This is a genomic window from Rhodospirillaceae bacterium, assembly GCA_002746255.1.
GTDB lineage: Bacteria > Pseudomonadota > Alphaproteobacteria.
Map to the genome: position 1 here is coordinate 110006 of NVWO01000005.1, position 20214 is coordinate 130219.

A 20214-nucleotide genomic window follows, 5' to 3' on the forward strand; every position below is an offset into this window, starting at 1 on the left:
CTAACCGATCCGTAACGTCGTGTCGTCAAGGAAAACATAAGGCGGCACGCTGAGATTCTTCGGTGCCGGTCCTTTACGAATTCGCCCGGAAATATCGTAATGCGACCCATGGCAGGGACAGAACCAGCCATTCCAATCGCCGCGCGGCTCCCCGGTTTTCTGACCAAGCGGGATACAGCCCAGATGCGTGCAGACACCGACAAGCACCAGCCATTCCGGTTTTTGCACCCGGTCGCCATCTGCCTCTGGATCAGGCAGGGCGCTGAGGTCCGTAGCCTCTGCGGCTTCAATCTCGGCCGCGGTGCGATGGCGAATAAAGACCGGCTTGCCCCGCCATTGAATGGTGATCGCCTGTCCATCGGCAATGGGCGCGATGTCCACTTCCGTCGAGGAAAGCGCCAGCACATCGGCGGACGGGTTCATGCTGTCGACAAGCGGCCAGGCGGCCAAGGCCGCGCCGGTTGCACCGACAGCACCGGTCGCAAGGATCAGAAAATCCCGGCGGTTGCCGTTCTCTTCGCCCGCATCTTCACCCGTAGCCGTCTTTTCTGACTCTGTCTTCGTCGCCATGCTTCCGCGTCTTACCCCTTCACCGCCAGTCTTGGGAGAATTTCCCGCAGTCTGACGAAAGAAGTTTGCCAGTAAGTTAACCTGCCTTGGCCGTCACGAATGGAAAAAAGTCCCCATTCCCGAGCCAGTGGCCCACGGGTATACTAGAGTTTCAACGCCTTGAAAAGCCCCTCACCCGCCCATGCGCCTTGCCCTTTTCGAACCGGATATTCCCCAGAACGTCGGTGCCATGCTGCGCCTTTGCGCCTGCCTGGGCGTGCCCCTTGATGTGATCGAGCCCTGCGGCTTTGCTTTTGATGACCGCAAACTTCGCCGCGTCGCGATGGATTATACGGACAAGGCCACCCTCGCCCGCCATCTCTCATGGGACGCCTTCCTGCAATCCCACGCCGAAAAAGGCGAGAGAGGCCGCCTGGTGCTACTTTCCACGAAAGCGAAGATCCTTTATACAAATTTTACATTCGCCAGCAGCGACACGCTTCTTCTTGGGCGTGAAAGTGCCGGTGTGCCGGAAACCGTTCACGCAAAAATGGATGCAAGGCTGAAAATTCCGATGCGAGAGGGCCTGCGATCGCTAAACATCGGCTTTGCCGCCGCAATGGCCATCGGCGAGGCCCTTCGCCAGACAGCCGGCTTTCCAGAAAGCACATAAAATGACGACCGACGCTCAAAAAACCGACGCTCAAAAAACCGACGCTCAAAAAACCGAGGCGCAAAAAAAGCGGGCCACCGCCTGGTTCGAGGAATTGCGCGACCAGATCTGCAAAAGCTTCGAAGCCATCGAAGACGCCCTCGCCGGACCGGGGGTCGAAATGGCGCCGGGCCGTTTTGAACGCACCGCCTGGCAGCGACAGGAAGGCGGCGGCGGCGTGATGGCCGTCATGCGCGGACGTGTCTTTGAAAAGGTCGGCGTCAACGTTTCTGCCGTTTTCGGCGAATTTTCGAAAGACTTTCGCAAGGAAATGCCGGGTGCTGAGGAAAACCCCGCCTTCTGGGCCAGCGGCATTTCGCTCGTCGCCCATATGCGATCCCCCCATGTGCCGGCGGTTCATATGAACACGCGTCACATCGTCACGACGAAGGGTTGGTTCGGCGGCGGCGGCGATCTAACGCCCATCTACCCGGAAAACGCCGACGCAAAAGATTTTCACGCCGCCTACAAGGCTGCCTGCGACCGCCATGACCCGGATTATTATCCGCGCTTCAAGGAAGCCTGCGACCGTTATTTTTACCTACCCCATCGCGGTGAAGCACGTGGCATCGGCGGCATCTTCTTTGATAATTTAAACACCGGCGACTGGGAGGAGGATTTTGCTTTCACCCAGGATGTCGGCCGCGCCTTTCTCAAAATTTATCCGGAAATCGTGCGCCGTCGCATGGACGACGGCTGGACCGAGGAAGAGCGCGCCTATCAGCTGATGCGGCGCGGACGCTATGTCGAGTTTAATCTGCTTCACGACCGTGGCACCCGTTTCGGGCTGATGACCGGCGGCAACACCGAAGCGATTTTGATGTCGATGCCGCCAGCCGTCACCTGGCCTTAGGCCCCTTCGAGAAACGCCACCGCCTTTTCCAGACATTCCGCACGCGAAGCAGTGAAATCGCCTTCGAGCCACCAGCCCTCGACCCGTTCCAGCACGTCGCCAATTTCCGGCCCGGCGGCAAAGCCAAGGGCCAGCAGGTCCTTTCCCCCGATCGGGAATTTCTTTTCCTGCCAGGCGGCGGCTTCCAAAAGAGCAATGCGGCAGGGAGCAATCGCCGCCTCAGAGGGGGCCGAACCCAGACGCGCCCAATAGAGAAGGACCGAATCTGTCACACGTCCGGGGCCAAACCCGTAAAGGGCACGGCGCACACCCCTAGCATCCTCGAATCCCCCGACACCAATGGGCGACGTCACCAGCATCATCAAACGACGTTTCTCGGCATTGGAAAGTTTTAGCCGGGCGGCAATTTCGCCCACCATCTCGCTGCCACCCGGCAGAAGGATGGCCAGACGCCGGATGGGCTGCGCGGCGGCAGCGTCCACCGCAACGGGGGCCGTCGCAACGGGGGCCGTCGCAACGGAGATCGCGTCGGACGCCTCAAGGGCAACGAGAGCGGCCAGGGCATCGAAGGCGGCATCCGTGGCTTCCGGCAGGATATGGACAAGCACGCCCTCACCATGCATCAGCCGGACCGTTTCCGCACAGGCAGAAGAGCCAAGCAGCCGCAACAATTCGGCGCGCACGCGCTCGCCCGAAAGTCTGGGCAAAAGCTGTGCCAGCTCCCGACACGCGGTGATTGCATCTTCATCGGGCGGCGAGCTGCCATATTCCGCGTAGAACCGGAAAAAACGAAGCAGCCGCAGCACGTCTTCTTCGATGCGCGTCTTCGGATCGCCAACGAAGCACACGCGGCCCGCGAACAGATCCGCAACACCATCGAAGGGATCGTAAAGCGTGCCGTCCGGATCGCAGAAGACGGCGTTCATTGTGAAGTCGCGCCGCGCCGCGTCCGCCTGCCAATCGTCGATATAGGCGACCTTTGCGTGCCGCCCGTCGGGTTCGATGTCCTGGCGAAGGGTCGTGATTTCGAAAGGCTGGTGATGAACAATCGCCGTCACGGTCCCGTGCGCGATGCCCGTCGAAACCGTCTGAATGCCGGCCTGCTTCAAAAGCGCGAGCACACCTTCCGGCGGTTCGTTGGTTGCCAGGTCAATGTCACGAATGTCGCGCTGTAACAACGCATCGCGCACGCATCCCCCGACGAAGCGCACAACGGCCCCTTTCGCCGTCAACGCCGCCAGCACCTCTTGGGTTGCCGGCGCCGTCATCCAGGGTTGCATAGCCATGCTGCCCGACGGTTTCACTCAGCCCACCCCACCTTGCTCGCCCAGCGCCTCGCAGAGATTTTTCAGCATCCCCGCCGTCGCCCCCCAGATGTATCGATCCCCATAGGGAACCGCATAATAATAGGCGGTCCGGCCATCGCCTAAGCGCTCTTGGCGCGTGTAATTCGCAGGGTCGAGAAGAAAGGCCAGCGGCACCTCGAAAACGTCGGCAACTTCAAAGCGGTCCGGGCGCAACGGAAAAGGCGGCGTAATTACCCCCACAACCGGGGTGACGTCGAAACCCGTGCGCGTAATATAGGTGTCGAGACGGCCAAGCAATTCAACGCGCGCGGGTGGAATGCCAAGCTCTTCCTCCGTCTCGCGAAGGGCGGCGGCTTCCGCGTCCACGTCAATGCTTTCAAAACGACCGCCCGGAAAACTGATCTGCCCCGGATGATCCGTCAGATGATCCGTGCGCCTGGTCAACAAAACCGTCAGGCCGTCGGCATGGTCGATCAGCGGCACAAGCACGGCCGCCGGGATCCAGGGGGGCGACGGTTTGAGATGCGGCGACAATTGATGATCGCCACGCAAGGCGTCCTTGCCGTTGCCGGGTTCGTAAGCAGACATCCGCGCGACAATACGATCCAGCATCCAGCCTATTCCGCAAAAGTGCCGAGGGGGAAAAAGGCATCCCCACTCCACACACCAAGGGCCGCATCCAGCCCTGCGCCCTCTTCGACGCCAAGCTCGACAAGCTCGTAATAAACGGAACGTGTGATCCGCGCTTCCAGCCCGTCGCGCACCAGAAGATAAGGCGTTGGCTGGCCCGTCTTTGGGTCTTCGACAACCCGGAGCGGATGGTCCGGCCCCGCCTCGACCCATTCGTCCATGTTTGTGCGAAAACGAAGCCCCTGATGGCGGTCATGGCCAGAGATGGCCAGTTCCACCGCCAGAAAGGGCACGTCTTCAACCTCTATCCGCCCCTTCTCGACCGGGGTTTCAAGCCAATAGACCCCTTGGGCGTCCCGCTTCAGCACGGTTGCAAAAAGCCGGGCTATGGCCAGCCGCGCAATGGGCGAGCCTTCGTAATACCAGGTGCCATCGCGCGCGATGCGAATGCCAAAATCGCCGCAATCGCCGTCTTCCCCTTTGGCTGGGATGGGCAGGGCCGCGTCGATGGATTTTTCTTTGTGCCGACCGGTCATTCTCGTCCTTTCACACACCAAAAATGCCCGCCATTCGCAGGCCGTTGCCCACAGGCCTCAGACCTTGGGTAACGGCACTGTACTTACGCTATGTTACATTCCTATAACGTAAGCCTTTCATCAACAAAGACGAGCGGAAATCGCGGCAAATGGATGCGAACCGCCTTTTCGAAAGGCGACCCTCACCGCCCTGCATCGTGCAACGGACCTTGCCGGGAAGGCACGACCTGCTGGGCCTGCACGCACGCAAACCCGCGCGCTATCCCTTTCTTCTGGAAAGCGCTGTGCAGGGGGGGCCGCGTGCGCGCTATGACATTCTTTTCGCCTTTCCCGGCGCAAGCCTGACCCTGGCGCAGTCCGGCAGCCTGGCGGGTGGATTTCTTCACGCACTGGACCGGGCCTGGCAGGCGGAACGAACCCCCCGGGACGCAACGCCGCTGCTGCCCTTCACGGGCGGATGGTTTCTCTACCTTGGCTATGAACTGGCCAGCGAGATCGAACCCACCCTTCGCCTGCCCGCGCCGGAAGACGATTTTCCGGTCGCGTGCGCGACCCGCATTCCCGCCGCCATTCTCTACGATACGGAACGCAACGAAACCCACCTTATGGCGGAATCCGGGCAGGCGGCCCTGCTTGACGCCCTTGAAGCTGATGTCCTGGAAGGGCGCGCAAACGCACCCACACACCATCCGGCCTCTACCAACCGGCACCCGCTGCTTGCCGCCCCCCTGTTCGAGGAACGGGCCGGGCGCTATCTGGACCACGTCCAACGCATCAAAGACTACATTGCCGCCGGCGACATCTTTCAGGCCAATCTCTCGCGCCTCTGGCAGGGCCGACTTTTAGACGGCACAAGCAACAACGAAATTTATGCCCGCCTGCGCGAACAAAACCCGGCACCTTTCGCCGGCCTGGTCAGTTTTGGGGAACGCAGCATCTTAAGTTCTTCGCCGGAACGCCTGGTCGAACGGCGCGGATCGTTGCTACAAACGCGCCCGATTGCCGGCACACGGCCACGCGGCAAAGACGACGCCAGCGATCGCGGCCAGACGCAAAATCTGCTCGCCAATCCGAAAGAGCGCGCCGAACACATCATGCTGATCGATCTGGAGCGAAACGATTTGGGCCGGGTAACCCTTCCGGGCAGCCTGGCTGTCGATGAATTCATGTCGATCGAGACTTACGCCCATGTGCATCACATCGTCTCAAACGTCTGCGGACGTGTGGCCCCCGAAACGACGCCCGGCGACATCATTCGCGCCGTCTTTCCCGGCGGCACCATCACCGGATGCCCGAAAGTGCGCTGCATGGAAATCATCGCCGAACTGGAAGGAACCGGGCGCGGCCCCTATACCGGTGCCATCGGCTATCTCAACCGCGATGGCGACATGGATTTGAACATTCTGATCCGTTCCATCCTCTGCGAAGGAAACCGGGTTTCCATTCGCGCCGGTGCCGGGATCGTCGCCGATTCAGTGCCCGAGCGTGAGCTTGAAGAAACCCGCGACAAGGCCCGTGGCATGGTCCGCGCATTGACCCAATGACGCCGCCGGTCGCGGGCATTCTGGTGAACGGGCAGGCAGCGGCGACGTTGCCGGTGGACGATCGGGGCTTTCGTTATGGCGATGGCATTTTCGAAACCATTTGCGTGCGCGCCGGCGCACCGGAATTCTGGAGCCACCACCTGCGGCGGCTGCGCCGGGGCACCGAACGCCTGAATCTGGCCTGGCCGGAAGAGAACCTGCTGGCAGCGGAAGCCCGGCAGCTTCTTGCGCAATCCGTGGACGGCGTGCTTCGCATCTGGCTGACGCGAGGGCCCGGCGGCGAAGGCTACCGACCAGCGACGGCGATGCCGCCAACCCGGCTTTTACGCTTTGACCCATCCCCGGCCGTGCCGGCACCCGCAATAGTTTCGCCCGATTTTGCTGCCCAGGGCGTGTCCCTTCGCGTCTGTCAGACCCGCCTGGGACAAAATCCGGCCCTGGCCGGCATCAAGCATCTGAACCGGCTGGAACAGGTCCTGGCCACCGCCGAATGGGACGCCCCGGACATCGAAGGCCTGATGCTGGATACAGCGGGCAATGTGATCGAAGGCACCAAGACAAACATCTTCTTCCTGCGCGAAGGAAATCTGATCACGCCGGATTTAACGCAAGCGGGCGTCGCCGGTGTGGTTCGCGAAATTGTTCTGGAAGAAGCGGCCCACGCAGAACGCCCCGTCACGGTCCGGCCCATCCGCTTGGCCGAAGCCCTTGGCGCCGACGAATGTTTTCTCACCAACAGCCTGATTCATTTGTGGCCGGTCCGCGATCTGGACGGCAAAACCTTCGCCATCGGCCCGGTAAGCCTAGAATTTTCCCGCCGCATCGCCGCGCGCGCCCTGAAAAGTCGCAGTTTTTAAGGGCTTTGCTATGGCAGGCTTGCCGAAAAGGCCGCGCCAGATGCATGCTGGGCCACCGCAGGCTGAATCCGCCTGCAACCATCTGGAAGGATATGAACAATGACCAAGCTCTTCATTCCGGCGCTGGGCGGGATCTATGAGAGACTTTCCTGTCTTGCCTATCCGCTTGTTCGCATAACCACCGGGCTTTTCCTTATGCCCCATGGGGCGACGAAGCTCTTTGGATGGTTCGGAGGCGACCCAGAAAAAACCGCCGAATTCTTCGGAAAAATCGGCCTTGAACCCGCCGCGACAATGGTTATCGCCGCCGGTGCCGTCGAGTTTTTCGGCGGCCTGCTGCTGGTGCTTGGCCTGTTCACCCGTCCGGCTGCCGCCGCCATTGTCGTATTGCTGGCGGTTGCCGTCCTGCACGTCCATTTTGCAAACGGCTTCTTCATCTACAATGGCGGCTACGAACACGCCATGATGTGGGCCTTTTTCGCATTGGCGGTTTTTTTCCGTGGCGGCGGCGCATTTTCAATTGACCGGGCCATCATCGGGAAGGAATTTTAGGCAACCGTTCTTCCGGAAAATTCCGGGGACAAGATCATTCAAGCCCATCCGACCTCTGGCCAAGGCCAGGGGGTGTCTTGTTTGAAACCCGCTCGCGTTACAACACGTTAAAATATATGGAGAGAAAAACATGGATCTCGGTCTCAAAGGCAAATCCGTCATTATCACCGGTGGCGGCTCGAACATCGGTCGCGCCATCACGCTTGGGTTTGCGAAAGAAGGCGCAAAAATAACGATTGCCGACATTGAGCCAAAACAGGCAGAAAAAGTTGCCGAGGAAGCTCGCAAGCTCGGTGCCGGCGACGTGCAGGTCATTGAGACGGATGTCACAGATTTTGAGGCCGTCGGCAGAATGGCCAACGCGGCGCGTGAAAAATACGGACGCATCGACGTGCTGGTCAGCAACGTTGGCTGGGACCGGCTGATGTTTTTCACGAAGACGACGCCGGACCTTTGGGAGCGAATCATCAACATCAATTTCGTCGGGCTTCTCAATTGCACGAAGCATGTTCTCGACACGATGATCGACCAGAACGACGGCGCGATCATTGCAATTAGCTCGGACGCCAGCCGTCAGGGCGAACCCACGGAAGCCGTCTATGGTGGCATGAAGGCCGCCACCAACAGCTTCATGAAGACCATCGCCAAGGAAAATGGCCGTTTCGGCATTCGCTGCAACGTCGTCTGCCCCGGCGTCACCGTGTCGGAAAATCCGGACGACTTCAGCAAGACAAGCATGTGGAAGACGGGCGACCTCGGCTTCTCAGACGAGTCGCTCGCGAAAATCGCCAAGATGATGCCCCTGAAGAAAATCGGCCGGCCCGAAGACATCGTCGGTGCCGTCCTTTACTTTGCATCCAGGAAAGTCGCCGGCCATACCACCGGCCAGGTTTTGAGTGCAAGCGGCGGCTACAGCATGATTGGCTAGAAAACCAGGCCAACGGACGCGCAGGCAAACCTAGCTATCCCTATGAAAACCGCATAAATATATTGCTGGAATCGGCAGGCGCGCACACGCCGCACAGGCGACGAGGGGAAAGAATAGAATGTCAGGGACGGCTTCGGCCAAGGCGACGCGCGAGCGGGCGCCACGCCAGGAACTGGAAACGGCGGTCGTTCGTTTTGCCGGCGATTCCGGCGACGGCATGCAGCTGACCGGCGGTCAATTCACGATGACGGCGGCACTTGCCGAGAACGATCTGGCGACCTTCCCGGATTTTCCGGCGGAGATTCGCGCCCCCGTCGGCACAACCTATGGCGTTTCCGCGTTTCAGATCAATTTCGGTGGACGCCGCATCAAAACCGCCGGCGACGCGCCCGATGTGCTGGTTGCCATGAACCCGGCGGCACTGAAAGTGAACTTAAAAGATCTCAAGAAAGGCGGCATGGTCATCCTTGACGCCGGTAGCTTTACTGCGCGCAATTTGCAAAAAGCCGGGTGCGAAAACAATCCCCTTGAAGACGAGACGCTGACCCCCTACCGGCCGATCAAAATCGACATCTCGAAACTGACCCTTGAATCCGTCAAAGCGTTTGGGCTTTCCAAAAAGGATGCCCTTCGTTGCAAAAATTTGTGGACCCTTGGCCTGGTCTATTGGATGTACGGACGTGACCGGTCGGCAACCGTCACCTGGCTCAAGAAAAAATTCGCAGCGCGGCCCGAACTCGCCCAGGCCAACATCGCCGCCATGGACGCCGGCCACATCTTTGGCGAAACGGCGGAAATGCCGGCGGAAATCGGCGGCTTTACAATCCAGAAAGCAAGCATCCAGCCGGGCCTTTATCGAACCATCACCGGCAGCGAGGCCCTTGCCTGGGGACTGGTAGCCGGCAGCGAACTGGCCGACCTTAAAATGATGTTCGCGTCCTATCCGATTACGCCGGCCTCCGGCATCCTGCACAACCTGGCAAAGCTGAAGGCCTATGGCGTCGTAACCTTCCAGGCGGAAGACGAAATTGCGGCCGTCTGCGCGGCCATCGGCGCCTCTTATGCCGGCTCTCTCGGCGTCACGTCCAGCTCGGGCCCGGGCATGGCCCTGAAGATGGAGGCCATCGGGCTTGCCATCAGCGTCGAATTGCCGCTGGTCATTGTCAATTCCCAACGCGCCGGACCATCGACCGGCCTGCCGACAAAAACCGAGCAATCCGATCTTTTCCAGGCGGTCTGGGGACGCAACGGCGACAGCCCGCTGGCAGTGATTGCCAGCCGCTCGCCATCGGATTGTTTCAATGCTGCGATTGAGGCCGTGCGCATTGCGACGAAATACATGACGCCGGTCATCCTGCTGACAGATGGGTACATTGCCAACGCCTCCGAACCCTGGCGCATTCCCGACGCCAGCAGCTTTCAGCCAATGCCCGTCACCTTTCGAACGGACCCGGAAGGCTTTCAGCCCTTTCTGCGGGACGAAGCGACCCTTGCGCGCGCCTGGGCCGTGCCGGGAACGCCGGGACTGGAGCACCGCATCGGCGGCATCGAGAAGGACAGCGCAAGCGGGCATATTTCTTACGATCCGGCAAACCACCAAAAGATGACGGACACGCGCAATGCCAAAATCCAGGGGATCGCCAGGGACATTCCCGCCCAGACGGTTGAACTGGGCCCCACGAAAGGCCGCCTCGCGGTTGTCGGCTGGGGATCGACCTATGGACCGATTGACCGGGCAGTTTCGAATTTGCTGGAGGAAGGGCTGGAAGTTTCCCACATCCATCTGCGCCACATCTGGCCGCTGCCCGCCAATCTGAAAGAGCTGCTTGAAGGCTTCGACTGCGTGCTCGTGGCAGAAATGAACACCGGCCAGCTTCGCACGCTGTTACGCAGCGAATATTTGCTGCCGGTCGAGGGCCTCAACAAAATTTCGGGACAGCCGTTCAAAATTGCCGAAATCGAAGCGGCCATTCGCAGCCGCCTGGAGACTTAGGATGAACGTGACGACACCGATTGAAAAGCTGACCCCAAAGGACTTCACGTCCGATCAGGAGGTGCGCTGGTGCCCGGGTTGCGGCGATTACGCCATCCTGAAAGCCATTCAGAAAACCATGCCGGACCTGGGCGTGCCCCGCGAGGACATCGTCTTTATTTCCGGCATTGGCTGTTCGTCGCGTTTTCCCTATTACATGAACACCTATGGCTTTCACACAATCCATGGCCGCGCGCCCGCCTTTGCAACGGGCGTCAAACTTGCCAATCCGGATTTAAGTGTCTGGGTTATCACTGGGGACGGCGATGGCCTGTCAATCGGCGGCAACCATCTGCTGCACATCCTCCGGCGCAACGTCAATGTCCAGATTTTGCTTTTCAACAATGAGATTTATGGGCTGACAAAGGGGCAGGCTTCGCCGACATCCCGGCGTGGAACGCGGTCACCCTCCACACCGATGGGGTCCGTCGACGACCCCGTTTCACCGGCGGCCTTCGCCCTTGGTGCCGGTGCCCGCTTTGTCGCCCGCGGCATCGATACCCAGCAGAAACTTCTGCCGGACCTGTTCCTGCGCGCCCATGCGCATGCCGGCGCTTCCTTCATCGAACTTTTCCAGAACTGCATCGTCTATAATGACGGTGTCTTCAACGAATTTACCGAGAAGACCGTTGCCGAAGACCATCAGATTCACGTTGCACACGGAAAGCCTCTTCGCTTTGGCAAGGACGGCAACCGGGGCCTTCGCCTGAAGCCCGCCAGCCTCGATATCGAAATCGTCACAATCGGCGAAAACGGCGTCACGGAAGACGACATCCTGGTTCACGACGAAACGAACCGCAATCTCGCCAATCTTCTGGCGTCGATGCAGCCACCGGATTTTCCCATGGCAATCGGCGTCCTTTACTGCAACCCGTCCGAACCCTATGCCCCCCGGGTCAATCAGCAGATCGAAGCGGCAAAGGCGAAAACGCCTGCCGGAGGCCTCGACGCGCTGCTCCGCTCCGGCCACACCTGGCGCGTTTCCGACTAGCGCCGCTTCCCCCGCTTGACGGGCTTCTCTCGCCGCGCCAAGCTAATCCCGGCATGACGATAAAGGTTGCAATCATCGGAGCCGGCCCCGCTGGTTTCTACACGGCTGAAGCGCTGACAGCGGGGACCGCAAACGTCGAGAACGCAAACGTCGAAATTGACCTTATCGAATATTTGCCGGCCCCCTACGGCCTCATCCGCGCCGGCGTCGCCCCCGATCATCAGACGACGAAGAAGATCCAGAAGGCCTACGCCAAGACGGCCCTAAAACCCGACATCCGCTATTACGGCAACGTCAAGATCGGTCGGGACGTCACCCTCGACGCGCTGCGCCGGATTTACGATGCGGTCGTGCTTGCCATCGGCGCCCCCCTGGACAACCCGGCCCGAATGCCGGGCGCGGACAAGCCGGGCGTCTATGGCGCGGCGGCCTTCGTCGGCTGGTACAACGGGCACCCTGATTTTCGCAACCTCAATCCCAATCTGGACACGAAGGCCGTCGCCGTCATCGGCGTCGGCAATGTGGCCATCGACATTGCCCGCGTGCTCATAAAAACGCCGGAAGAAATGGCGACGTCCGATTTGCAGGACTATGCTGCCGCAAGCATCGCCAAGACCCCAATCACCGACGTCTATCTGTTTGGCCGGCGCGGCGCAGTGGACGCAAAATTTACGAATGTTGAACTGCGCGAAATGGGCGAACTTGAAAATTGCGTGCCGATCGTGGACCCGGCCCAATTACCAGACAGCGTGACCGGCAATTACGAGGACCGCAACCTTCGTGTAAGGACGAAGAATCTGGAAACCCTGAAAAGCTTTGTCGGGCGCGATCCGAAGGAAAAGCCGAAACGGGTCCATTTCGTCTTCCAGGCCGCCCCCGTCGCAATCTTAGGGAACGACCGGGTCGAAGGGCTTCGTCTGGAACGCACCCGCGTCACCGATGGCCGGGCCATTGGCACCGGCGAATTCTTCGAAATTCCGTGCGGCGGCGTCATTTCGGCCATCGGCTATCGCTCGGAACCAATCGAGGGCGCCCCCTTTGACGACAAGCGGGGCATCGTACCGAACAAGGCCGGACGTGTTGCCGAAGGCCTTTACGCCGTCGGATGGATCAAGCGCGGCCCGACCGGCACCATCGCCACGAACCGGCCGGACGGCAAGCTTGCCGCCGAGCAGATCTTCGCCGATTGCACAGGCACCAAGCCCGGACGGGCGGCCTTCGAGGCGCTGCTTTCGGAAAAGGGCATACGCGCCGTCTCCTACCCGGAATGGCAGAAGATCGAGGCCGCCGAAGAAATGGCCGCCACGCCACCCGCGCCGCGTAAGAAATTCGCCAGCGTCGAGGAAATGCTCGCCGTCCTCGATGACCGGCCGGCGAGGAAAAAGGCCTAACCGGGGACCCGCAGATGCGGGCACCGGGCCGCTATTTTTTTGGTTGGGGCGGCAGGGTTCGAACCTGCGATCCCGGGATCAAAACCCGGCGCCTTACCACTTGGCCACGCCCCAATTTCAATGCTCACTTTCCGTGGCCAGAAACTAGACGCAAAAAGCCTGTCCCCGCAAGGGCAGGCAGGCCGCTTTGTCCACACCCCGATCGGGGGCCGGGCCTTGCCCTTCGAAAAAAAGCAAAAATCTGCAAAGGTGAAAATCACCGCCCGAAAAATGCTAGTCTCGGATTGGCGGGATGATTGCAGCAGAAATTCCAATGGGTGACATATGACTGGCTGGAAACTCGAACATATCTCAAAGCCGATGCGCGAGGCGGCGAAGGCCGCCGCCCGCAAGGAAAAAACAACCCTGGGCGAATGGCTGAGCCGGCGCATTCTGGAGGCTGCCGAAAGCCAGCAGGAAGGCCAGAAACCGCCAGCCAGCACCAATACCGATTAGCCATACCGGCACTACTTTTCTTGACTTAAGTAGCGCTCCTGCCTAATTATTACATGTTTTGCTAAGCCGTTAAGCATACCGGCAGGGAATTTGTCCTGCCTGAGCGAGGCATGGTTGCATGGCGCCCCAATCGCCCTGGAGCATCAAAGGCATCGATCCGGAAGCCCGCGAAGCAGCAAAGATGGCCGCTCGCAAAGTCGGCATGACGCTTGGCGGCTGGCTGACCCGGACGATCCTTGCCGTCGCCACCCATGAATTGAAGCGGGGTAATACCACTCAGGCGCAAGGCCCTACCGCCGAGACGCCTAGCGAATGGGAGCATGGCGGCGGCCCCGATCTTTCGCCGCCACCGCCCCCAGCGCTGACGGAACAAGCCATTCTGAAAAGCATCCAGCAACTGATCCAGCGGGTCGAGCACATCGAACAGGCAACCCAGGAAAGCATTGCGCCAATCTTCGAGAAGGTCGAAGAGCTTTCCGAGCGCGTTCAGGAAGTCAGCGAGAAAACCGGCATTGCCGGCGGACCGATGGAACGTGCGTTGCAACGCCTGGCGGAACGAGTTGATCAGATCGAGGAAGAGACGCCGGATCAGACAGGCCACCAACCCCGCCGCAGCCGTCTGGCCCGCATGTTCAACCTGCCTTAAGCGACCTCCCATGAGCGCAAGCCGGATGCTGAAAACGCCGTGCTAGATTTCTTTTTCAAAAACCTTGCTGAAACACGAAGAACCTCCGGACTGGCACCATGACAACAAAAGAGGCCTGGCACCCGAAAGGCATCAACCCAAAAGCGAGACGGGCCGCCGAAGCGGCCGCTTCGGCGGCGGGCATGGCGGTGGGCCAATGGGTCGGGGACGTCATTCGCCGCTGTACCGAAGACGAACCCACCGCCGCCCAACCATCCGCAGCACCGTCCGACACGAAATCTCCAATGCCAGAACGGCGCAACAAGAAGGCCCGCCGGAAGGAAGCGCCTGCGCAAGCGGATAGCACAGGCTACACCATGCCGCCATCACGGCCTTTGCGCCGCCAGCTACGATGGCTGGCGGCGGGGTCCCTCGTCTTCCTGATCTTTCTCACCGCCGCGTTCGGACTGTTCTGGATTGGCGAGAACAACGCACCGTCATCACAGATGACCGGCGCCGAAGGGGCTGCGAAAAAACCGGGGGATATTTCGTCGGCCTCCCTCAAACACATCCGCGCCGCCGCAAAAACCGGCGACCGCGAAGCCCAGTTCGACCTCGCCATGCGTTACGCCGCCGGGGAATGGGTGCCAAAGGATGACCTGGCCGCTGCCGACTGGTTCGAGAAAGCCGCCCTTCAGGGCCATGTCGAAGCCCAATACCGTCTGGGGCTTTTTTACGAAGCCGGACGTGGGGTTTCGCAGAATCTGTTTGAAGCCGTCTTCTGGTTCCAAAGCGCCGCCGAGCAAACCCATCTGCAGGCGACGTTCAAGACGGCTGTCGCCTATGCCGACGGCATCGGCATCGGACTGGATTTTAAAAAAGCAGCCACCCTGTTCGGCGAGGCCGCCGAACGGGGCCATGTCGACGCCATGCGCCGTCTTGCCGATCTCTACGAACAGGGCAAGGGACTGGCCAAGGATACGAAGGCGGCCCGGCTTTGGAGCAAAGCGGCAGAAGAAGTGGCCGCGACAGAAAAGGCCACCGCCCTCCACACAGCCAGGGATGCGCAAATCGTCCTTCTTGGAAAGGCCACCCCAACCGCGCCCGAGGCCGCACCGCCCGAGGCCGCGCTCGATGCCGAAGCGCTCAAGAGACTCGAAACGCTGCTTGCAACCCTCGGCTTTGAACCGGGCACCGTCGACGGGCGTATCACGGACGAAACAGAAGCTGCCATCCAGCTTTACCAGGCTTTCGCAGGCCTTCCCGTCGATGGCAGGCCTTCCAGGGCCCTGCTCGAAGAACTCCATAGCATTTTGAAAACGACGGGCGTCGCAACCGAATAACGCCTGTGGCGTCGGGAAAATAACGCCTGTGGCGTCGGGAAAATAACGCCTGTGGCGTCGGGAAAATAACGCCTGTGGCGTCGGGCGAATAACGCCTGCCCTTAACCGGGCGCGTTTGCGTCGGAACGCATTTCACTGGCCGCAACCCACCAGGTGGGATGGTCGCGCCGAATGGCGGCAACGGCAGCGTGACAGGCGGCAACCTCGCGATACAGCCCAAAACAGGTCGGCCCGCTGCCCGACATGCGTGCAAACAGGCACGCCTTGTCCCCCGCCATCACGTCGAGCACTTCGCCGATCACCGGCGCAAGACCCACAGCCGCTACGGTCAGGTCGTTCCGGCGTGCTTTTAAAAACCGGGCCAGCGCATCAATGTCGTTCGGCACGGCCTCAATGGGGGCAGGATAGGAAGTGCTATCGCCATGGGCCTGAAAGACCGCCGCCGTCGAAAGCGGCGTGCCCGGATTGACGAGCAAAAGACCGGCCTTGCCAAGCCCGGTGACCGGAGTCAGTTTTTCGCCAATGCCCTCGACAAACGTGGCCTGGCCTTTGAGGCAAACCGGCACATCCGCGCCAAGCTTAAGCCCCAGGCGGGCCAAATCCCCGCTTTCGAGGTCAAGATCCCAAAGACGGGCAAGCCCCAGAAGCGCCGCCGCCGCGTCCGCCGACCCACCACCGATACCGGCGGCCACGGGCAGGTTTTTTGTCAAGGTGATCGCGGCCCCACACTGCACCCCGGCGAAAGCCGCCAAATGGCGCGCCGCCCGCAAGATGAGATTGTCCTCAAGGCCCGCCTTGTCCCGATCCGATCGGGTCAGGGCGGCGGCAAAAGGCCCCTGGATAGACAGGTGCAACCCGTCATCCGGATGAAAGGAAAGCTCGTCAGCGAGATCTGCGAAGACAACAAGACTATCGAGGAAATGATAGCCATCGCTTCGCCTGCCAAGGACGTGAAGATAAAAGTTAAGCTTTGCTGGCGCCGAAAGCGTCCTTCCGCGCGATGCCTCGTTTCCCGTCACTGTTTTTCAGTCGCTTTTTTGACGGCAATGGGCAGACCACGCTTCAGCTTCGATTCGATATTGGCGCCAAGCTTGGCGTCGGCGTCAAACGCAAGGGTGCGCCGCCACTGAAACTTGGCCTCGTAACGCCGCCCGACCTGCCAATAGGCATCGCCAAGATGGTCGTTGATAACCGGATCATGGGGACGAAGCTGCACTGCCAGTTCGAGATGCGGCAGTGCCTCGTCATATTTTCCAATGTGATAGAGAGCCCAGCCAAGGCTATCGACGATGAAGCCGTCCTTCGGACGAAGGGCGACGGCGCGTTCGATCAAGCGCTGCGCCTGAGCCAGCTTCTGGCCTTTCTCCAGCCAGGAATACCCCAGATAGTTGAGGACATAAGGCTGGTCCGGCTGCAGTTCCAGCGCACGCAGCAAATCCGCCTCCGCCTCTTTCCACGTGCCCGCCTGCTCCAGCGCAATGCCGCGCGCGTAGAAAAGCGTCCAGTGCCGCGCCTTGATTTTCTTCGTGCGTCGGATGGCTTCGCTGTAAACTTTGATCGCTTCCCGGTAGCGTTCATGCACACGTAGAAGCGTGCCCAGTTCGACCAGGACATCAATGCGATCCGGACGCTCCTTCGCCATCTTCCGCAGCAGGCGGACCGCCTGGTCTTCCGCCTCCAGAAGATCGTAATTCCTGGCGATCCTTATCCGCCCAAACCATCCCCACGCGGTCTTTGGGGACACGCGTTCATACATGGCGATGGCCGCACGGTGGCGTTCCTGGGTCTCGTAAATTTCTGCCGCCAGCACACGAGCATCGTCAAAATCCTCACGCAAATCCATCGCCAGGCGCGCAAAGACCAACGCAAAGCCATACCCCGTTTGTTGATAAAATACGCTTTGCCGATGCAGCAGAAGGGAAAGGTTGTAAAAAACTTCCGCCAGCCCATCGCCCGGCGATTTCACGACGCGCCCTGGAACGTCGCCACGATCAAGCCGTTCCTGGCCTAAGCTCAAGACGAGTGAAATGCTGTCGTCGGAAATGTACCTGTCATAAAGGGTTTGCGCTTCTTCCTTGCGGTCCTGACGCTCGTAAAAATTCCCAAGCGTTTCGATTGTGCGCAAGGAAAGCGGGTGATCGCCCAAGGCCGACACGTAATTTCTCTCTGCCGAATCGGCCCGGCCTTCAAGGTCATAAAGCAGCGCAAGGTGGTAGTTGTAGATAGGCTCGAAGCCTTCCACCTGCGCCTGACGATCCATTGCCACAATGGCTTTTTCCGCATCGCCCATGGCAAAATGCGTCCAGGCTGAAAAAAGCGGGTGCAGATATGCGTTCAGGCCACGCTGCGGCATCCTCTCCAGGTAGACAAGGGCGTCTGCGTATTGTCCCGCCTGAAACGCGCGCGCCATCAAATAGAGGCCGGCAATCGGGTCGTCCGGGGTGTTTTCAAGAACACGCCCGGCGATTGCATCGGCTTCGCCGAACCGGCCTTCGCCCGCCATCAGGTAAAATGTGCGCCGAAGAAGGCTCTGGTTGCCTGGTTCATATGCCAGGGCCGCCGCCATGAAGTCGGCCGCCGCGCCAAAATCGCGAATGACAGCGGCGTGCTGACCCGCGAGATAACTTCCAGAGAAGCTGGCATCCGGCGCGCCGGACGCCCCTGCCCGACGCAGGCCGGCCTCTTGATGAGTCTCGTCACAAGCACCCAGAACGAAGACCAAAACAAGAAGTAGCGCGACACACCGCCAACGAAGAGAAGCGTTGCCGCAACCGCGTGAAAACTTCCTGGAAAAGAAGGAAATATGTACCATCACTCGCGATCAAAACCGGAAAGCTGAAAGACCAACCCCCCTATAAAGTAAGGGGTTTTCATACACCCCGCAAGCCGGACCGGGCCGGTTCCCAGGCGCGCCAAAGACCGGGGCAAAGCCCAAAGAGGGCAAAGGTCTGCCTACATATTCGGGTAGTTCGGCCCACCGCCGCCTTCCGGCACCACCCATTGAAGGTTCTGGGTCGGGTCTTTGATATCGCAGGCTTTGCAATGCACGCAGTTCTGAGCGTTGATTTGCAGCCTCGGATTTGCAGCCTCGTCATCGCGGACGATTTCATAAACGCCAGCCGGACAATAACGCTGCTCCGGCGCATCGAAATCCTTAAGGTTCACGTCAATCGCCACGCGTGGATCTTTCAGCACAAGATGGACCGGCTGATTTTCTTCGTGATTTGTATTCGAAAGAAAGACCGATGACATCTTGTCGAAGGTGACGACGCCATCAGGTTTCGGATAGTCAATTGGACGCGCTTCCGTTTTCTTCTTTAGCCGCTCGTGATCTTTATGCCCGTGACGAAACGTCCAGGGCGCGCGACCCCGAAACAGCATCTGATCGATGCCGGTGTAAATGGCGCCGGCCCACAAACCCTTCTGGAAAGAGGGCCGGACGTTGCGCGCCTGATGAAGTTCGTCATACACCCAGGAATTCCGGAACGCCTCGCCATAGGCAACCAGCTCCAGGCCCGCAGCCTCGCCGACACCCAAAGCCTCAAAGGCGGCCTCGGCCGCCAGCATGCCGGATTTCATCGCCGTATGCGTCCCCTTGATTTTCGGCATGTTCAGGGTACCGGCTTCGCACCCGATAAGAACGCCGCCGGGGAACGTGAGTTTCGGAAGCGATTGCAGACCCCCTTCGTTCAGGGCGCGCGCACCATAGGAAATGCGCGTGGCCCCCTCGAAGGTCGGGCGAATTTTTGGATGCGATTTAAAGCGCTGAAATTCCTCGTAGGGACTTAGGTAAGGGTTCGCATAATCAAGCCCGACAACAAAGCCGACCGCGACCTGGCAATTTTCCAGATGGTAGAGGAAGGAACCGCCATAGGTGTCCTGTGTCAAAGGCCAGCCCGCCGTATGAACAACATGGCCCGGACGGTGCTTTTCCGGCGCGACCTCCCAAAGCTCTTTGATGCCAAGGCCATAGGTCTGCGGTTCCGCGTCCGCGCCCAGAGAAAAGCGCGCCATCAAATCCTTGCCAAGACTTCCCCGGCAGCCCTCGGCGAAGAAGGTGACTCGCGCGTGCAGCTCGATGCCCTGCTGGTAGGTGGCAAGCTTTTCCCCATCCTCACCAACCCCCATGTCGCCGGTCGCCACCCCCTTTACGCTGCCATCGTCATGGGTAAGAATTTCAGAGGCGGCAAAGCCCGGATAAATCTCAACCCCCAGCGCTTCCGCCTGGCTTCCAAGCCAGCGGCAAAGACTGCCAAGGCTGATGATGTAATTGCCGTGATTGTGCAAGGACGGCGGCAACAGAAAGGTGGGAAAGGAAAACCCGCCTTTCTCGGAAAGAAAAAGAAATTTTTCCGACGTCACCGGCGTTTTGATCGGCGTGTCCTGCGTCTTCCAATCCGGAAACAGCTCGTTTAACGCGCGCGGATCCAACACCGCTCCGGACAGAATATGCGCGCCGATTTCCGAGCCTTTCTCAAGAAGACAGACGCTGAAATCCTTGCCCGTTTCCGCACAGAGCTGCCGGATCCGGATTGCCGCCGCAAGGCCGGCCGGACCGGCACCGACGATAACGACGTCATAGGCCATCGATTCACGTCCCATGCCGCTCTCCAATCCTTTCCCGCCCACCAGCGCACAACAAAACCGGGCAGCAGCCTAACATGATGCGCATGTTAAGGGGGACATGCTAGGCTTCCACCATGAAAAACACGGAAAGTGACGTTGCGCAGCTTCGCTGGCTGATCGAGGCGGGCGCCGACGAAGCCGTCGGCAACCAGCCGCGAAACCGCTACCAGGAAAACACCCAAACCGCACCGCCCGAGACCGCACCGCCCGAGACCGCACCGCCCGAGACCGCATCGCCCGAGA

The 20214-nt window shown here is 60.0% G+C and carries 19 protein-coding genes and 1 tRNA gene; 12 read left to right on the forward strand and 8 right to left on the reverse strand.

Going from position 1 to position 20214, the window contains the following annotated elements:
• Complete coding sequence (gene petA, locus COA65_04925; GenBank protein PCJ60167.1) at window positions 1–570, reverse strand: ubiquinol-cytochrome c reductase iron-sulfur subunit; 570 nt, start codon at window positions 568–570, stop codon at window positions 1–3.
• A 181-nt stretch (window positions 571–751) separates the two neighbouring features.
• Between petA and COA65_04930 the strand changes: the two genes are divergently transcribed.
• Both COA65_04930 and COA65_04935 read left to right on the forward strand, forming a co-directional pair.
• The gene (locus COA65_04930; GenBank protein ID PCJ60168.1) at window positions 752–1222 is read left to right on the forward strand and encodes a tRNA methyltransferase; all 471 of its coding nucleotides are present in this window, start codon (window positions 752–754) and stop codon (window positions 1220–1222) included.
• A gap of 1 nt (window position 1223) precedes the next feature.
• Window positions 1224–2114, forward strand: a complete 891-nt coding sequence (locus COA65_04935) for an oxygen-dependent coproporphyrinogen oxidase (GenBank protein PCJ60169.1) — start codon at window positions 1224–1226, stop codon at window positions 2112–2114.
• Here the strand turns inward: COA65_04935 and COA65_04940 are convergent.
• Genes COA65_04940 through COA65_04950 form a run of 3 tightly spaced genes read right to left on the reverse strand, consistent with a single transcriptional unit; the run spans window position 2111 to window position 4587 of the window.
• Window positions 2111–3400 carry a tRNA nucleotidyltransferase gene (locus tag COA65_04940; protein PCJ60196.1) on the reverse strand — a complete coding sequence of 430 codons (1290 nt, stop codon included), beginning with the start codon at window positions 3398–3400 and terminating at the stop codon, window positions 2111–2113. The genes COA65_04935 and COA65_04940 overlap by 4 nt on opposite strands.
• Before the next feature lie 18 nt (window positions 3401–3418).
• Window positions 3419–4033, reverse strand: a complete 615-nt coding sequence (locus COA65_04945) for a CoA pyrophosphatase (protein ID PCJ60170.1) — start codon at window positions 4031–4033, stop codon at window positions 3419–3421.
• Window positions 4034–4038: 5 nt separating this feature from the next.
• Window positions 4039–4587, reverse strand: a complete 549-nt coding sequence (locus COA65_04950; protein ID PCJ60171.1) for a proteophosphoglycan precursor — start codon at window positions 4585–4587, stop codon at window positions 4039–4041.
• 149 nt (window positions 4588–4736) lie between these two features.
• On the opposite strand from COA65_04950, the gene COA65_04955 reads away from it, so the two are divergent.
• The 7 genes from COA65_04955 to COA65_04985 all read left to right on the forward strand — a co-directional run bounded on the left by COA65_04955 (window position 4737) and on the right by COA65_04985 (window position 12882).
• Entirely contained in the window at window positions 4737–6131 is a 1395-nt protein-coding gene (locus tag COA65_04955; protein PCJ60172.1) for an aminodeoxychorismate synthase, component I, read from the forward strand.
• A complete protein-coding gene (locus COA65_04960; protein ID PCJ60173.1) occupies window positions 6128–6988 on the forward strand; it encodes an aminodeoxychorismate lyase in 861 nt (286 codons plus the stop codon). Before COA65_04955 ends, COA65_04960 begins: the two co-directional genes overlap by 4 nt.
• A 99-nt stretch (window positions 6989–7087) precedes the next feature.
• Window positions 7088–7540, forward strand: a complete 453-nt coding sequence (locus COA65_04965) for a DoxX family protein (GenBank protein ID PCJ60174.1) — start codon at window positions 7088–7090, stop codon at window positions 7538–7540.
• 130 nt (window positions 7541–7670) lie between these two features.
• A complete protein-coding gene (locus tag COA65_04970; GenBank protein PCJ60175.1) occupies window positions 7671–8468 on the forward strand; it encodes a short-chain dehydrogenase in 798 nt (265 codons plus the stop codon).
• A gap of 118 nt (window positions 8469–8586) precedes the next feature.
• A complete protein-coding gene (locus COA65_04975; protein ID PCJ60176.1) occupies window positions 8587–10461 on the forward strand; it encodes a 2-oxoglutarate ferredoxin oxidoreductase subunit alpha in 1875 nt (624 codons plus the stop codon).
• A gap of 1 nt (window position 10462) precedes the next feature.
• Window positions 10463–11491 carry a 2-oxoacid:ferredoxin oxidoreductase subunit beta gene (locus COA65_04980; protein ID PCJ60177.1) on the forward strand — a complete coding sequence of 343 codons (1029 nt, stop codon included), beginning with the start codon at window positions 10463–10465 and terminating at the stop codon, window positions 11489–11491.
• Window positions 11492–11544: 53 nt separating this feature from the next.
• On the forward strand, window positions 11545–12882 hold the full coding sequence (locus COA65_04985; protein PCJ60178.1) for a hypothetical protein: 1338 nt from the start codon (window positions 11545–11547) through the stop codon (window positions 12880–12882).
• A gap of 40 nt (window positions 12883–12922) precedes the next feature.
• Here COA65_04985 and COA65_04990 read toward each other — a convergent pair.
• Window positions 12923–12996, reverse strand: a tRNA-Gln gene (locus COA65_04990).
• A 6-nt stretch (window positions 12997–13002) separates the two neighbouring features.
• Here COA65_04990 and COA65_04995 point away from each other — a divergent pair.
• The 3 genes from COA65_04995 to COA65_05005 all read left to right on the forward strand — a co-directional run bounded on the left by COA65_04995 (window position 13003) and on the right by COA65_05005 (window position 15345).
• Window positions 13003–13203: a hypothetical protein gene (locus COA65_04995; protein PCJ60179.1), complete on the forward strand. Its 201-nt coding sequence runs from the start codon at window positions 13003–13005 to the stop codon at window positions 13201–13203.
• 292 nt (window positions 13204–13495) lie between these two features.
• Complete coding sequence (locus tag COA65_05000; GenBank protein ID PCJ60180.1) at window positions 13496–14023, forward strand: hypothetical protein; 528 nt, start codon at window positions 13496–13498, stop codon at window positions 14021–14023.
• A 98-nt stretch (window positions 14024–14121) separates the two neighbouring features.
• Window positions 14122–15345, forward strand: a complete 1224-nt coding sequence (locus COA65_05005) for a hypothetical protein (GenBank protein ID PCJ60181.1) — start codon at window positions 14122–14124, stop codon at window positions 15343–15345.
• Between the two features lie 101 nt (window positions 15346–15446).
• Here the strand turns inward: COA65_05005 and COA65_05010 are convergent, their stop codons facing one another.
• The 3 genes from COA65_05010 to COA65_05020 form a co-directional block, all read right to left on the reverse strand.
• Entirely contained in the window at window positions 15447–16364 is a 918-nt protein-coding gene (locus tag COA65_05010) for a 4-(cytidine 5'-diphospho)-2-C-methyl-D-erythritol kinase (protein ID PCJ60182.1), read from the reverse strand.
• Complete coding sequence (locus tag COA65_05015) at window positions 16361–18157, reverse strand: hypothetical protein (protein ID PCJ60183.1); 1797 nt, start codon at window positions 18155–18157, stop codon at window positions 16361–16363. Before COA65_05015 ends, COA65_05010 begins: the two co-directional genes overlap by 4 nt.
• Before the next feature lie 140 nt (window positions 18158–18297).
• Entirely contained in the window at window positions 18298–19932 is a 1635-nt protein-coding gene (locus COA65_05020; GenBank protein ID PCJ60197.1) for an electron transfer flavoprotein-ubiquinone oxidoreductase, read from the reverse strand.
• Window positions 19933–20214 lie beyond the last annotated feature (282 nt).

Bases quoted from the DNA above. Each gene is read 5' to 3' on its own strand.
- petA (PCJ60167.1), bottom strand. From the start codon at position 570: ATGGCGACGAAGACAGAGTCAGAAAAGACGGCTACGGGTGAAGATGCG.
- COA65_04930 (PCJ60168.1), top strand. From the start codon at position 752: ATGCGCCTTGCCCTTTTCGAACCGGATATTCCCCAGAACGTCGGTGCC.
- COA65_04935 (PCJ60169.1), top strand. From the start codon at position 1,224: ATGACGACCGACGCTCAAAAAACCGACGCTCAAAAAACCGACGCTCAA.
- COA65_04940 (PCJ60196.1), bottom strand. From the start codon at position 3,400: ATGGCTATGCAACCCTGGATGACGGCGCCGGCAACCCAAGAGGTGCTG.
- COA65_04945 (PCJ60170.1), bottom strand. From the start codon at position 4,033: ATGCTGGATCGTATTGTCGCGCGGATGTCTGCTTACGAACCCGGCAAC.
- COA65_04950 (PCJ60171.1), bottom strand. From the start codon at position 4,587: ATGACCGGTCGGCACAAAGAAAAATCCATCGACGCGGCCCTGCCCATC.
- COA65_04955 (PCJ60172.1), top strand. From the start codon at position 4,737: ATGGATGCGAACCGCCTTTTCGAAAGGCGACCCTCACCGCCCTGCATC.
- COA65_04960 (PCJ60173.1), top strand. From the start codon at position 6,128: ATGACGCCGCCGGTCGCGGGCATTCTGGTGAACGGGCAGGCAGCGGCG.
- COA65_04965 (PCJ60174.1), top strand. From the start codon at position 7,088: ATGACCAAGCTCTTCATTCCGGCGCTGGGCGGGATCTATGAGAGACTT.
- COA65_04970 (PCJ60175.1), top strand. From the start codon at position 7,671: ATGGATCTCGGTCTCAAAGGCAAATCCGTCATTATCACCGGTGGCGGC.
- COA65_04975 (PCJ60176.1), top strand. From the start codon at position 8,587: ATGTCAGGGACGGCTTCGGCCAAGGCGACGCGCGAGCGGGCGCCACGC.
- COA65_04980 (PCJ60177.1), top strand. From the start codon at position 10,463: ATGAACGTGACGACACCGATTGAAAAGCTGACCCCAAAGGACTTCACG.
- COA65_04985 (PCJ60178.1), top strand. From the start codon at position 11,545: ATGACGATAAAGGTTGCAATCATCGGAGCCGGCCCCGCTGGTTTCTAC.
- COA65_04995 (PCJ60179.1), top strand. From the start codon at position 13,003: ATGCTCACTTTCCGTGGCCAGAAACTAGACGCAAAAAGCCTGTCCCCG.
- COA65_05000 (PCJ60180.1), top strand. From the start codon at position 13,496: ATGGCGCCCCAATCGCCCTGGAGCATCAAAGGCATCGATCCGGAAGCC.
- COA65_05005 (PCJ60181.1), top strand. From the start codon at position 14,122: ATGACAACAAAAGAGGCCTGGCACCCGAAAGGCATCAACCCAAAAGCG.
- COA65_05015 (PCJ60183.1), bottom strand. From the start codon at position 18,157: ATGGTACATATTTCCTTCTTTTCCAGGAAGTTTTCACGCGGTTGCGGC.
- COA65_05020 (PCJ60197.1), bottom strand. From the start codon at position 19,932: ATGGCCTATGACGTCGTTATCGTCGGTGCCGGTCCGGCCGGCCTTGCG.